10 protein-coding genes and 1 pseudogene are annotated in these 13,434 nt (G+C 65.8%); 10 read left to right on the plus strand and 1 reads right to left on the minus strand.

Going from position 1 to position 13,434, the window contains the following annotated elements; all coding sequences use genetic code 11:
- Positions 1-140 precede the first annotated feature (140 nt).
- The 10 genes and pseudogenes from QE393_RS09140 to QE393_RS09185 all read left to right on the plus strand — a co-directional run bounded on the left by QE393_RS09140 (position 141) and on the right by QE393_RS09185 (position 12,541).
- A complete protein-coding gene (locus QE393_RS09140) occupies positions 141-2,846 on the plus strand; it encodes an AAA domain-containing protein (protein ID WP_273807173.1) in 2,706 nt (901 codons plus the stop codon).
- A 108-nt stretch (positions 2,847-2,954) separates the two neighbouring features.
- Positions 2,955-3,110, plus strand: coding sequence for a hypothetical protein (locus tag QE393_RS09145; protein ID WP_273807172.1), 156 nt, complete (start codon positions 2,955-2,957; stop codon positions 3,108-3,110).
- Between the two features lie 100 nt (positions 3,111-3,210).
- A complete protein-coding gene (locus QE393_RS09150; RefSeq protein WP_310043092.1) occupies positions 3,211-4,287 on the plus strand; it encodes an endo-1,4-beta-xylanase in 1,077 nt (358 codons plus the stop codon).
- A 128-nt stretch (positions 4,288-4,415) separates the two neighbouring features.
- The gene (locus QE393_RS09155; protein ID WP_158897040.1) at positions 4,416-4,634 is read left to right on the plus strand and encodes a hypothetical protein; all 219 of its coding nucleotides are present in this window, start codon (positions 4,416-4,418) and stop codon (positions 4,632-4,634) included.
- A 142-nt stretch (positions 4,635-4,776) separates the two neighbouring features.
- Positions 4,777-4,866, plus strand: coding sequence for a potassium-transporting ATPase subunit F (locus QE393_RS09160; RefSeq protein ID WP_017640468.1), 90 nt, complete (start codon positions 4,777-4,779; stop codon positions 4,864-4,866).
- Positions 4,867-4,875: 9 nt separating this feature from the next.
- A pseudogene (kdpA, locus tag QE393_RS09165) lies at positions 4,876-6,574 on the plus strand (potassium-transporting ATPase subunit KdpA).
- Position 6,575: 1 nt separating this feature from the next.
- Positions 6,576-8,606: a potassium-transporting ATPase subunit KdpB gene (kdpB, locus tag QE393_RS09170; protein ID WP_273807169.1), complete on the plus strand. Its 2,031-nt coding sequence runs from the start codon at positions 6,576-6,578 to the stop codon at positions 8,604-8,606.
- A 10-nt stretch (positions 8,607-8,616) separates the two neighbouring features.
- On the plus strand, positions 8,617-9,168 hold the full coding sequence (gene kdpC / locus QE393_RS09175; RefSeq protein WP_273807168.1) for a potassium-transporting ATPase subunit KdpC: 552 nt from the start codon (positions 8,617-8,619) through the stop codon (positions 9,166-9,168).
- The gene (locus tag QE393_RS09180; RefSeq protein WP_273807167.1) at positions 9,165-11,789 is read left to right on the plus strand and encodes a sensor histidine kinase KdpD; all 2,625 of its coding nucleotides are present in this window, start codon (positions 9,165-9,167) and stop codon (positions 11,787-11,789) included. The genes kdpC and QE393_RS09180 overlap by 4 nt, the downstream gene beginning before the upstream one ends.
- A 62-nt stretch (positions 11,790-11,851) precedes the next feature.
- A complete protein-coding gene (locus tag QE393_RS09185) occupies positions 11,852-12,541 on the plus strand; it encodes a response regulator (RefSeq protein WP_273807166.1) in 690 nt (229 codons plus the stop codon).
- A 304-nt stretch (positions 12,542-12,845) separates the two neighbouring features.
- On the opposite strand, the gene QE393_RS09190 is transcribed toward QE393_RS09185, so the two are convergent.
- On the minus strand, positions 12,846-13,220 hold the full coding sequence (locus tag QE393_RS09190; RefSeq protein ID WP_007158514.1) for a histone-like nucleoid-structuring protein, MvaT/MvaU family: 375 nt from the start codon (positions 13,218-13,220) through the stop codon (positions 12,846-12,848).
- Positions 13,221-13,434 lie beyond the last annotated feature (214 nt).

Below are 13,434 nucleotides of genomic sequence, written 5' to 3' on the forward strand. Positions count from 1 at the left end.
GGGCAAAAACATCGGATTCACGAACGTCTATCAACTAGGGAAAAGACACAGGCAATATAAGGCTCTCATTGGAGCAATGACGGGCTTCGACCGTTCGGGTGACGACGCGGCGAAGATCGTGCGCGCAGAGAAAGAGACGCATGGTATCGATCCAGGTGGATGGCGAAGACAAGACCGCACAGATCAGCGACTGGGCGATCTACTGGTGCGACAAGTCCGCAGCCCTGCAACTTAGGTGTCATTTCCCATCAAAGAAAAGCTATACGCGTCCGCTAAGTTGTTGCCGTGTTTCTCCCACCCGCGAAGTGGGCGGAAGCCTGCTGACCAAGCCCGGCAGCAAAATCGTCACGCCCATCGCCAAGGCGACGATCTACGGCGAGCGGTATGCCGTCGTGCACTATCCGGAGGCCGCCAAACCTTATGTCTTTAAAATGGATGGCATCGGCTTTGCGACACCGACAGCGCTGAAGAACACGCCGGTCTTCCGCTATTTCACTACCGTGGCCAATGCCCGACAGGAGAGTGCGCGCTCGGACGACGACCGTGTTATCTACGCCAATGTCGTGCGTCAACTAGGAAAACTACCCGCCAGTGCCGACACGGCCTTGCAGGCCTACTGCACAGGGCGCAATGGCGTGCTGGTGTCAGGCCAGGGGCTGATCTTTCCGTTCGGACTGAACGAGAGCCAGCTCGCGGCGGTGGAGCAGGCATTCCGCGCGCAGGTCAGCGTAATCGAGGGTCCGCCAGGAACGGGCAAGACCCAAACCATTCTCAACATCCTCGCCAATATCCTGCTGCGTGGACAGACGGTGGCGGTGCTGTCCAACAACAATGCGGCGGTGGAAAACGTCTACGAGAAACTGGAGAAATGTGGCCTGGGTCATTTGATCGCCAAGCTCGGCAATCAGGACAACCGCGAGGCTTTTTTCGCCAATCTGCCGCCGTGGCCAACCGGCGAACTTGAGCCCGCGCCGACGCTGGAGGAGATCCAGGCCCTACTGGCCCGCTTGAAGCAGTATCTGCACGATCACAACCGGGCAGCGCAATTGCAGGTCGAACTTGACGAGCTGGCCATCGAGCGGCGCTATCTGCAGCAGTGGCAGGTAGACAACAGTGTGCAATCCGCCGCCCCGCCGGCGTGGCACGGGCTGAGTCCACGCATGACTACAGATCTGATGGCCTATCTGGCTCATCTCGGCGAGCAGCGTCTACGCCTCAAAGACCGCGTCGAGCTGCTGTTCAACTTTCGAATCCTACGCACAAAGCCGATCGCCGAGGACAATGCAAGACTAGCCGTGTTTCATGGCTTGCAGATGCACTATTACGAGAAGGCGCTGCAGAATAAAGCTACAGAGTTGCAGGCATGCCGCGAATCTCTGGCACGAGGCAATTTCACTGCCTTGCTGGATGAACTAAAAACCTCGTCGATGCGCCATCTGAAGCAACATCTGCAAAGTCTGCCTCGGCCATCGAATAGCTTCGATGCCAAGACCTACCGAAAACAGTTCGATGCCTTCTTGAAGCGCTTCCCGATCCTGGGCAGCGGTACGCACTCTATTGTCAATTCGATCGCGACAGGGGCCATCCTAGACTACGTGATCATCGACGAGGCCTCGCTGCAAGACATCGTGCCAGGCATCTTGCCGCTGGGCTGCGCGAAGAACTTGATCGTCGTCGGCGACAACCGCCAGTTGGCGCACATTCCGGTGAAACTGGGCCTGCCAGCACCGAACGAAGCCTACGATTGCGAGCGCTACAGCCTGCTCGATTCGTGCATCAAGGTGTTCAAGGAGACTCTGCCCAGGACCCTGCTGAAAGAGCACTACCGCTGCCACCCTAGGATCATCCAATTCTGCAACCAGCAGTTCTACGACAACGCGCTGGTGCCGATGACCGAGGACAAAGGAGAGGCACCGCTGCGCCTTGTAGTGACCGCCAAGGGCAATCATGCCCGCCAGAACACCAATCTGCGGGAACTGGACTCCTTGCTCAAGGTGCTCGACGACGAGGGCAAGCCCATTGATATAGACGACGGACGTGGTTTCATTGCGCCGTTCCGGGCCCAGGTCAAACTTTCTGGCACGCGCCTGCCGGCGGATTTCGTCAAGGACACCGTGCACAAGTTCCAGGGCCGCGAGTGCGACGAGATTGTCTTCTCCACCGTCCTGGACCAGAAGCGCTACAACCAAGAGCGAAAACGGCTGGAGTTCGTCGATGACCCGCGCATGATCAACGTAGCGGTGTCGCGTGCTAAGCATCGCTTCACCCTGGTCACGGGCGACGCGGTATTTGCCGGCCACAACGGGCATATCGCGGCCTTGATGCGCTACCTCGCCTATTACGCACAGGACGCACAGATCGTGCGGGCGCCAGTGGTGTCGGCCTTCGACCTGCTGTACCGCGAATACGACCAATCTCTGGCGCGCTTGAACGCACGCTTGCGACCCGAGGATTCGCGTTACAAGTCCGAGCAGATCGCGGCACAGTTGCTGCGCGAAGCCCTAGCTACTCCGGCGTACCACGCCTTGATGGTCCACGACCAAGTCAAACTCGATCAGGTCGCCGTACCGAGCAACCCGGACCTGACAGAGCACGAGCGAGCTTTCATGGCGCGTGCCAGTTGCGATTTCGTCATCTATTTCCGCGTGGGTAAGATCCCGGTAGGGGTGATCGAGGTCGACGGCGGCTCCCATGACCGGCCCGATCAAGCAGCGCGAGATGCGCTAAAGAACGGCATCCTGGCCAAGAGCGGCATCTCTATCCTGCGCCTGCGCACCGTCGAGAGTCGCATCGAAGAGCGGATCGCCGAGTTCATCGCTCAATGGGCAGCCTTAAGCACCAGTTAACCCAAGCGCCCTTACCCTCGGCTCTCCATCACACCCGAGGTACCTACGATGAAACGTCTTGCTGCCCTATCCCTTACCGCTCTGCTGCTCGCTGTCAGCCAAACAAGCATGGCGGCTGGTTGTATCAAGGGCGCCGTGGTCGGCGGGGTGGCCGGGCATGTGGCCGGGCACCATGCCATCGCGGGTGCGGTAGCCGGTTGCGTGATTGGCCATCACCTGGCGGAAAAGGCCAAGCAGGAAGATCACCCGCACCATTTCCTCTGAAGTCAGTAGCCTGCACGCCTGACAGGATGCGGAACGCGGCGCCAGTCACGCTGCGAGGCCATGCTAGAGTCTCGCGCACACCCTCCAGGGAATGTCGAAGATGCCGCGCCCACTCATTGCGATGCTGCTGTCTGTCGGACTCTGGAGCGCTGGTGCTGAGCTGCTGGCTGCAGACCAGGCCCCGGCCACTCGCTCCCTGGCCGCCGCCTATGCCGGGCGCCTGAAGATAGGCGCCGCCATCGAACCCGATCAGCTCGCTAGGCCCGATGGCGTGCTGTTGGCGCAGCAATTCAGCAGCCTGGTGGCCGAGAACACTATGAAGCCGATGCGTATACATCCGCAGGAAGACCACTACGACTTCGGACCGGCCGATGCCATCGTCGCCTTCGCCGAGCAACACGGCCTGGCGGTGCGCGGCCATACCCTGCTCTGGGGCAGCCACACCCCGGACTGGTTCTGGCAGGGTGCCAAGGGTCAGCCAGCCACCCGGGAGCAGGTGCTGCAGCGCCTGAAGCAGCATATCGCCACGGTGGTCGGCCACTACCGCGGACGGGTCTATGCCTGGGATGTGGTCAACGAGGCCATAGACCCCGACCAGCCTAGTTGCCTGCGTGACGATCGCTGGCTGCAGGTGGTCGGTCCGGACTATATGGCCGTGGCCTTTCGCGCCGCCCATGCCGCCGATCCCCAGGCGCGGCTGTTCATCAACGACTTCAACACCCAGGAACCGGCCAAGCGCGACTGCCTGGCGCGGGTGGTGAAGGCCCTGCTGGCAGAGGGCGTGCCGGTGCAGGGCATCGGCCACCAGACCCATATCAGCATCTACTGGCCATCCCTGGCGGCCATCGATCAGTCGCTCGGCACCTTCGCCCGCCTCGGACTGGAAAACCAGCTCACCGAGCTGGACATGAGCCTCTATCAGCATCACGACTACCAGCCGCAGCAGCCACTGGCGCAGCGCCTGAACCTGCAGGCCGAGCGCTATCGCGACCTCATGGCCCTGGTGCTGGCCCATCCCGAGGTCACCGCGGTGACCTGGTGGGGCGTGGCCGATGATCACAGCTGGCTGAACCACGAGCCCGGGGCGCCCGGGGACGACCAGCCGCTGCTGTTCGATCGCCAGCAGCGGCCGAAACCGGCTTTCTGGGCCGTGCTGCACCAGGCGCCGCACCAGTAGCCTGTCGTCCGGGCTGGCTCTGGCCTGCGGCCTGTCCAGGGAAGATTTGCACAAGGCGGCGAACCCCCGGAGCCTTGCCGGGTCAATTGTTACAGGACATTACTTCGCACCCACGAGAGGTCGCCACCATGAAGCTCCTGCCTACCCTTGCCCTGTCTGTTCTGCTGCTCGGCGCCAGCCAAGCCACCTTCGCCGCCGGTTGCGTCAAGGGCGCCGTGGTCGGCGGCGCCGCGGGCCATGTCGCCGGCGGTCACGGCGTTGCCGGTGCCGCCGCGGGCTGCGCCATCGGTCACCACGAGGCCAACAAGAAGGCCAAGGAAGAACAGCAGGCCGCGCCCAAGCAATAATCCCCAGGCCTCGTCCGCACTGGCGGGCGAGGCCGATTTAACGCTTTCTTTACGCCCCGCCACCGCTCCCCGCCTCGCTTCTTTACGCCCCTCCTCCCGACAATTTCTCCACGCGGCAACGGCCGTCTATGGAGAACTCGTGATGACCCCCTGGAATCTTCTGGCCCTGCTCCTGGCACTGGGTCTGTTCGTCTATCTGCTGGCGGCGCTGCTACGCGCCGGCCGGTCCTAGGGAGGCGGCATGGACAGCCAAGCCGCGTTCCTGATCCTGGCCTTCCTGGCCATGACCTTTCTTCCCGCGCCCTTCCTGGGGCGCTACTTCTACCGTGCGCTGGAAGGCGAACGGACCTGGCTGACCTTTGTCGGCGGGCCCCTGGAGCGCCTGACCCTCAAGGCGGTGGGCACCGATGGCCGCGGCCAGGACTGGCGCACCTATGCCATCGCCCTGGTACTGTTCAATGGGCTGGGCATCGGGCTGCTGTTCGCCATCCTCGTGCTGCAGGGCAGTCTGCCGCTCAATCCGCAGCAGCTGCCCGGCCTGGAATGGACCCTGGCGCTGAACACCGCCATCAGTTTCGTCACCAACACCAACTGGCAGGCCTACGGCGGCGAAGCCTCGCTGAGCTATTTCAGCCAGATGGTCGGCCTGGGCGTGCAGAATTTCGTCAGCGCCGCGGTGGGGCGTGGCCGTGCTTGCCGCCCTGGCCCGCGGCATCACCCGCCGCAGCGCCCGGGAAATCGGCAACTTCTGGGCCGACCTGTTCCGCGCGACCTTCTATGTGCTGCTGCCGCTGTGCGTGCCCCTGGCACTGCTGCTGATCTGGCAGGGCGTGCCCCAGACCTTCGCGAGCTATGTCGATGCCACCACCCTGCAGGGCGCGACCCAGACCCTGCCGCTGGGTCCGGCTGCCAGCCAGATCGCCATCAAGCAGCTGGGCACCAACGGAGGCGGCTTCTTTGGCGTCAACTCGGCGCACCCCTTCGAGAACCCCACGGCGCTGAGCGATCTGCTGGAGCTGTCGGCCATCCTCATGATTCCGGCGGCCCTGGTGTTCAGCTTCGGCCACTACGTCAAGGATCGACGGCAGAGCTGGGCGATCTTCGCCGCCATGTTCGGCCTGCTGGTGATCGGAGGCGCTGTCGCCATCGGTGCCCAGAACCACGCCAACCCCGCGCTGGCCGGCCTGGCGATCACCCAGGGGGCTTCCCTGGAAGGTCTGGAGACCCGCTTCGGCGGTACCGCGTCGGCCCTCTGGGCGACGGTCACCACGGCCGCGTCCAACGGTTCGGTGAACGCCATGCATGACAGCCTGGCGCCGCTGACCGGCCTGGTCGCGCTGTTCAACATGATGCTCGGCGAGGTGATCTTCGGCGGCGTCGGCGCCGGCCTCTACGGCATGCTGCTCAATGTGCTGATCGCCGTCTTCATCGCCGGCCTGATGGTGGGCCGCACCCCGGAATACCTGGGCAAGAAGCTGGAGGCCCCCGAGGTGCGGCTGCTGGTGGCGACCCTGCTGGTCATGCCGCTGGGCGTGCTGGTGCTGGGCGCCATCGCCGCCAGCGTCCCGGTTGGCGTCGCCGGGATCGCCGCCACGGGTCCCCATGGCTTCAGCCAGCTGCTCTATGCCTATACCTCGGCCACGGCCAACAACGGCTCGGCCTTCGGCGGCTTCAGCGCCAATACGCCCTTCCACAACCTGATGCTCAGCCTGGCTCTGCTGATCGGTCGCTTCGGCTACATCCTGCCGGTCCTGGCCATCGCCGGGAGCCTGGCCGCCAAGCGCCCCGTGCCGCTCGGCCCCAACAGCTTCCCCACCCACGGCCCGCTGTTCGTCACCCTGCTGGTGATCACCCTGCTGCTGGTGGGTGGCCTGACCTTCCTGCCGACGCTCGCCCTGGGGCCGATCGCCGACCATCTGCAACTGTTCGGAGTCCGCTGAAATGGATGCCCAGACCCACACCCTGCCCACTCCTACCCCTGGCACCCTGTGGCGCCAGGCGCTGCGGCAGGCCTTCGTCAAGCTCGACCCGCGCCAGCAGGTCCGCTCGCCTGTGATGTTCGTGGTGGAGATCACCGCGCTGTTCTCCACCCTGCTGTGCCTGGCGCCCAGCAATGGCGTGAGCACCGGGGTGGCGGTGCAGATCACCCTCTGGCTGTGGTTCACCCTGCTGTTCGCCAACTTCGCCGAAGCCCTCGCCGAGGGGCGAGGCAAGGCACGCGCCGACAGTCTCAAGGGCATCGGCCAGAACCTTGCCGCGCGCCTGGAGGAAAACGGCGAGCACCGCATGGTGCCGGCCAGCTCGCTGCGCAAGGGCCAGATCGTGCGGGTGGAAGCCGGCGAGCTGATCCCCGGTGACGGCGAGATCATCGAGGGCGTGGCCGCGGTCAACGAGGCGGCCATCACCGGTGAGTCGGCGCCGGTGATCCGCGAATCCGGCGGCGATCGCTCGGCCGTCACCGGCAACACCCGGGTGGTGTCGGACTGGATCCGGGTGCGCATCACCGCCAACCCCGGCGAATCGACCCTGGACCGCATGATCGCCCTGGTGGAAGGCGCCAAGCGCCAGAAGACCCCCAACGAGGTCGCCCTGGACATCCTGCTGATCGGCCTGACGCTGATCTTCCTGCTGGTGGTGGTGACCCTGCAGCCCTTCGCCGCCCTGGCCGGTGGCGAGCTGCCGCTGCTGTTCCTGGTGGCGCTGCTGGTGACCCTGATCCCCACCACCATCGGCGGCCTGCTCTCGGCCATCGGCATCGCCGGCATGGATCGCCTGGTGCGGCTGAACGTGATCGCCACCTCGGGGCGCGCCGTGGAAGCCGCCGGTGACGTCCATACCCTGCTGCTGGACAAAACCGGCACCATCACCTTCGGCAACCGCCGCTGCAGCGCCCTGTACGCGGCCCAGGGCATTACCCCCAAGGCCCTGGCCGAGGGCGCCCTCTATGCCTCCCTGGCCGACGAAACCCCGGAAGGCCGCTCGGTGGTGGAATACCTGCGCAACCTGCACCCGCTGCAGGAGCCGCCGCGCGCCCAGGTCACGCCCATTCCCTTCAGCGCCGAGACGCGCCTGTCGGGCATCGACTGGCAGGGCCGCGCGTATCGCAAGGGTGCGGTGGATGCCGTGCTGATGTTTCTCGGCCAGACCCGCGCCGATCTGCCGGAGGTGCTGGCCCGGGAGATCGAAACCATCGCCAAGAGTGGCGGCACCCCGCTGCTGGTCTGCGGCGAAGGTCGGCTGCTGGGCGCCATCCACCTCAAGGACGTGGTCAAGCCGGGAATTCGCGAGCGCTTCGCCGAGCTGCGCACCCTGGGCATCCGCACCGTGATGGTGACCGGCGACAACCCCCTGACCGCCACCGCCATCGCCGCCGAGGCCGGGGTGGACGACGTCATCGCCGAAGCCACCCCGGAAAAGAAGCTGGAGCGCATCCGCAGCGAACAGGCCGAGGGCAAGCTGGTGGCCATGTGCGGCGACGGCGCCAACGACGCCCCGGCGCTGGCCCAGGCCGATGTGGGCATGGCGATGAACGACGGCACCCAGGCCGCCCGCGAGGCCGCCAATCTGGTCGACCTGGATTCGGACCCCACCAAGCTGCTCGACGTGGTGCAGGTGGGCAAGGAACTGCTGGTGACCCGTGGCGCCCTGACCACCTTTTCGGTGGCCAACGACGTGGCCAAGTACTTCGCCATCCTGCCCGCGCTGTTCGCCGGCATCTATCCGCAGCTCAACGTACTCAACGTGATGCACCTGGCCAGTCCGCAGAGCGCCATCCTCTCGGCCATCGTGTTCAACGCCCTGATCATCGTCGCGCTGATTCCCCTGGCGCTGCGCGGGGTCCGGGTCAAGGCCGCCAGCGCCGCCGCCCTGCTACGCCGCAACCTGCTGATCTATGGTCTGGGCGGTATCGTCGTGCCCTTCGTCGGCATCAAAGCTATCGACCTGGCGCTCGGCGCCCTGGGTCTGGTCTGAGGAGACCGCCATGCTCATGCAATTGCGTTCCGCCGTGTTGATGCTCCTGCTGCTCAGCGCCCTGACCGGGGGCGCCTACCCGCTGCTGGTGACGGTGCTCGGCCAGGTGCTGTTCGCCGACCAGGCCGGTGGCAGCCTGATCCAGCGCGCCGACGGCAGCGTCCTCGGCTCGCGCCTGATCGCCCAGAAATTCACCGGCCCCGAGTGGTTCCAGCCGCGCCCTTCGGCCGGCGACTACGCCACCGTCTCCAGCAGCGCCAGCAACCTGGCCCAATCGGCGCCGGGGCTGCGCGAACGGATCGAGAAGACGCTGCCCGACGTTCAGATGGCCGGCCAGGGCCCGGTGCCGCAGGAATTGGTGACCACCTCCGCCAGCGGCCTCGATCCGGACCTTACCCCGGCCGGCGCCCGCTATCAGATCGCCCGCGTCGCCGCCGCGCGCGGCCTGGCCGCGGAGCGTCTGGACGCCCTGGTGAGCGAGCAGACGCGCACCTCGCGCTTCGGCCCGGCAACGGTTAATGTCCTGCTTCTCAATCTGGCCCTCGCGGAACTGGCTCCATGACCGACAGCACCGGGCGCGCCGAGGCGCTGCTCGCCGAACACCGCGAAGGCCGCGGGCGCCTCAAGGTCTTCCTGGGGGCGGCGCCTGGCGTAGGCAAGACCTACGCTATGCTGCAGGCAGCCCAGACCGCGCTGCGCCAGGGCCGCCGGGTGCGCGCCGGGATCGTCGAAACCCATGGGCGGCGGGAAACCGCCGCCCTTCTCGCCGGCCTGCCGCAGCACCCGCTGCGGCGGGTCGAGCACCGCGGCCTCAAGCTCACCGAACTGGACCTGGAAGGCCTGCTGGCCGATCCGCCGGAACTGGTGCTGGTCGACGAACTGGCCCACAGCAACGCCCCCGGCAGTCGCCATGCCAAGCGCTGGCAGGACGTCGAAGACCTGCTCGCCGCCGGCATCCACGTCTACACCACGGTCAATGTCCAGCACCTGGAAAGCCTCAACGACGAGGTGCGCGACATCACCGGCGTCCAGGTGCGCGAGACGGTGCCGGACCAGGTGCTGCTCGATGCCGATGACCTGGTGCTCATCGACCTGCCGCCGCGAGAACTGCTGGAGCGGTTGCGCGAGGGCAAGGTCTATGTGCCCGAGCAGGCGCGCGCGGCCATCGATGCCTTTTTCAGCCAGACCAATCTGACCGCCCTGCGCGAACTGGCCATGCGCACCGCCGCTGCCCAGGTGGACTCGGCGCTCGCCCTGAGATATCGCCAGCAGGGCCAGGCCGCGCCACCGCTGCTGGGGCGCCTCATCGTCGGTGCCGGCACCGCGCCTTCGGCAGAGCGCCTGGTGCGCCATGCCAGCCGTCTCGCCGACCAGCGCCACCTGCCCTGGACCCTGGTCCACGTCGATACCGGCCGGCCGCTGGACGATACCGCCCGCGCCAACCTCCAGGCCAGCCAGCGGCTGGCCGAACGCCTGGGTGGCGAGGTGCTGACCCTGCGCGACAGCGATCCGGCCCGCGCCCTGGTCCGCCATGCCCGCGACCAGCGCGCCAGCGTGCTGCTGATCGGTCGCGGCCGTCCGCGCGGCTTCAGCCTGCGGCGCCGTCTGGCCAGTCGCCTGCTGCGCCTGGCCCAGGGGCTGGAGATCGCCATCCTCGATCTGGATCGCGACGCGCCTCCCGCCGCCCGGCCGCGCCGGGCGCTCAGGCCCGGTCCCTATGGCGCCGCCGTCCTGGCCACCGCCGTGGCCGCGGCCATCGCCGAGGGCCTGTCCGGGCTGCTGGAACTGCCCAATATCTCGCTGGTCTTTCTTGCGGCCGTCCTGCTGGTGGCGGTGCGCAGCAGCCGCGGCCCGGCGCTGTTCTGCGCCCTGCTGGGCTTTCTCGCCTATGATTTCCTGTTCATCCCGCCGGCCTTCTCGCTGACCATCAACCGCGAGCAGGACGTCCTCACCCTGGCCTTCTTCCTGCTGATGGCCCTGCTCACCGGTGACCTGGCCGCCCGCCAGCGTCGCCAGCTGCAGGCACTGCGCCGGACCCAGCGCGAGACCCTGGCGCTGCTGGACTTCACCCGCCAGCTGAGCGCCGCCAGCGATCGTCCGGCGGTGGTCAGCGTCACCCTCAAGCAACTGGGCGATGCGACTCGCCACATCTGCCTGCTGCTGCCGGAAAAGGCGGGGCAGCTGCTGACCCAGCCGGGCGATCTGCTCCTGGCCGACCACGAACGCATCGCCGCCGAATGGGCCTGGAAGCAGGAAAAGCCGGCCGGGTGCGGCACCGACACCCTGCCCTCCGGTGGCTGGTGGTGGTGGCCGCTGCTAGGCGAGGGTGGCAGCCTGGCCGTCCTCGGCGTACGGCGCGACGATGCCCAGCCGCTGGAGCACGCCGAGCGTCGCCAGCTGGCCAGTCTGGCGCAGCCGCTGGCCCAGGCCCTGGCGCGGGTACGCCTCAGCGAGGATCTGGAAGCCGCGCGCCTGCATGGCGAGACCGAACAGCTGCGCAGCGCCCTGCTCGCCTCGGTGTCCCATGACCTGCGCACGCCGCTAACGGTGATGCGCGGCTCCATCGATGCGCTGGCGACCCTGGGCGAAGCCATTCCCGCCAGCGATCGCCAGGAGTTGCTGGACGCCACCCGCCAGGAGGCCGAACGCCTCGATCGCTATATCCAGAATCTGCTCGACATGACCCGCCTGGGCCACGGCAGCCTGCAGCTGGCGCGGGACTGGGTCGATCCTGGCGACATCCTGGCCAGCGCCCTGCAACGCCTGCAGCCGCTAATGACCGGGTTGCGGGTAGCCACCCGGATCGAGCCGGGGCTGCCGCTGCTCTGGGTTCATCCGGCGCTGATCGAGCAGGCGCTGGTCAATGTGCTGGAGAACGCCATCCGCTTCTCCGCACCCGGCGGACGGCTGGAAATCAGCCTGCTGCGCCAGGACAATGAGCTGCAGATGGCCGTGGCCGATGAAGGCCCGGGCATTCCACCCGAGGACCGCACGCGGATCTTCGACATGTTCTATACCGCCGCGCGCGGCGATCGGGGTGGCCAGGGGACCGGTCTGGGGCTGGCGATCTGCCAGGGCATGGTCGGCGCCCATGGCGGACGGGTCAGCGTGGAAGACGGCCTCGACGGGCGCGGCACCACACTGCGTATGCACCTGCCATTGCCCGCCCCCCCGGCCGAATAAGGCCAGGCCACCCGGCAAGCGCTGCGGCTATGATGACGCCTTCTCGTGTGGAACCCGCTCAGATGCCCGCTCACGTCCTCGTCATCGACGATGAACCCCAGATCCGCAAATTCCTGCGCATCAGCCTGGCGGCCCAGGGCTACCAGGTCAGCGAAGCCGCCACCGGCGCCGAAGGCCTGGCCCAGGCGGCGCTGGGCCAGCCGGATCTGGTCATCCTCGACCTGGGCCTGCCCGATCGTGACGGTCAGGATGTGCTGGTCGACCTGCGCGAATGGTCCACGGTCCCGGTGCTGGTGCTGTCGGTGCGGGCGGACGAGCGCGAGAAGGTGCGCGCCCTGGATGCCGGCGCCAACGACTACGTGACCAAGCCCTTCGGTATCCAGGAATTCCTGGCCCGCAGTCGCGCCCTGCTGCGGCAGACCCCGACCACGGCGACCCAGCAGGCCGCGGCGCTGGAGGTTGGCAATCTGCGAGTGGACTTCGCCTATCGGCGGGTCACGCTGGGCGGCAGCGAAGTGGCCCTGACGCGCAAGGAATACGCCGTGCTGGCCGCCCTCGCCCACCATCCGGGACGAGTGGTGACCCAGCGGCAATTGCTGATCGATATCTGGGGGCCGACCCATGCGCAAGACAGTCATTATCTGCGCATCGTGGTTGGCCATCTTCGGCAGAAGTTGGCGGATGATCCGCTGGCGCCGCGCTATATCGTCACGGAACCCGGCGTGGGTTATCGCCTGCGCGTCGAAGGTTAGCCGTCCTGGGCTGAATGCCGCTCGCCCAGTGCGGAAATAAGCCAGCGTCCCCATCATGACCCCGTCCTTGACCATCAACATAAGTCCGGCTGGCGTTGGCCTCCCTTATGAACGCGCGGGGAATTAAAAGATATGATGAATGCAGTGGCAGCCGCGGTTAGAGATAGGCCAGAAAAACCATCGTCCCTGGTATGGGCTTGAATGTGGCGAGATTGCAGGATCCGCCAAGAGTGCAGCAGCGGGAAAAGGATTCCGGTCGATAGGTCTGCCTTGCGCAGCTACCGACCGAAATCCAGGCAAGGCGTTACTGCAGCCAACCTTCCACGGTATCGGCGCCGTGTTCGGCTTTCCAGGCCTTGAGCAACTTGTGATTGCCGCCCTTGGTTTCGATGATTTCGCCGGTCTTGGGATGCTGATAACGCTTGGTGCTGCGCGGACGACGCTTGCCAGCCGGCTTTTCCGGATGCGGCGTCTGCGCCTTGTGCTTGGGGGCAGCGTTGGGATCCAGAATGCCGATGATATCACCCAGGTTCATGTGATATTCATCCATCAGCGCCTGGAGCTTACTTTCGAACTCGATTTCTTTCTGCAGGGAACTGTCTTGCTTGAGATCTTCGAGCAGTTGCAGTTGGGCGCGAAGTTGCTCTTCGGCAGCACGGAATTCGGCGAGGCGGGACATGGGCACTCCTGGCGACTATCTGAAAAGGCTACTGGAAACTTCGCCCGCAAGCGAAAGTTGCACGCGAAGATAAAGGATTGATGCCCCGGATGCCAGTGACAAGTAATCCTTTTGAAAAAATAGCGAGCACTTCTTGCGACGGCAAGTTTGCATATTAAGAAAACCTTAAGCCAAGCCGGAGAATTGACGCCAACAAGGTCCTGAGAGGCATCTT

Origin of the sequence: Pseudomonas sp. SORGH_AS_0211, assembly GCF_031453455.1 — a bacterium.
Classification (GTDB): domain Bacteria; phylum Pseudomonadota; class Gammaproteobacteria; order Pseudomonadales; family Pseudomonadaceae; genus Chryseomonas; species Chryseomonas aestiva.

Coding starts and splice junctions, on each gene's coding strand:
- QE393_RS09140 (WP_273807173.1), top strand. CDS start 141: ATGGTATCGATCCAGGTGGATGGCGAAGACAAGACCGCACAGATCAGC.
- QE393_RS09145 (WP_273807172.1), top strand. CDS start 2,955: ATGGCGGCTGGTTGTATCAAGGGCGCCGTGGTCGGCGGGGTGGCCGGG.
- QE393_RS09150 (WP_310043092.1), top strand. CDS start 3,211: ATGCCGCGCCCACTCATTGCGATGCTGCTGTCTGTCGGACTCTGGAGC.
- QE393_RS09155 (WP_158897040.1), top strand. CDS start 4,416: ATGAAGCTCCTGCCTACCCTTGCCCTGTCTGTTCTGCTGCTCGGCGCC.
- QE393_RS09160 (WP_017640468.1), top strand. CDS start 4,777: ATGACCCCCTGGAATCTTCTGGCCCTGCTCCTGGCACTGGGTCTGTTC.
- kdpB (WP_273807169.1), top strand. CDS start 6,576: ATGGATGCCCAGACCCACACCCTGCCCACTCCTACCCCTGGCACCCTG.
- kdpC (WP_273807168.1), top strand. CDS start 8,617: ATGCTCATGCAATTGCGTTCCGCCGTGTTGATGCTCCTGCTGCTCAGC.
- QE393_RS09180 (WP_273807167.1), top strand. CDS start 9,165: ATGACCGACAGCACCGGGCGCGCCGAGGCGCTGCTCGCCGAACACCGC.
- QE393_RS09185 (WP_273807166.1), top strand. CDS start 11,852: ATGCCCGCTCACGTCCTCGTCATCGACGATGAACCCCAGATCCGCAAA.
- QE393_RS09190 (WP_007158514.1), bottom strand. CDS start 13,220: ATGTCCCGCCTCGCCGAATTCCGTGCTGCCGAAGAGCAACTTCGCGCC.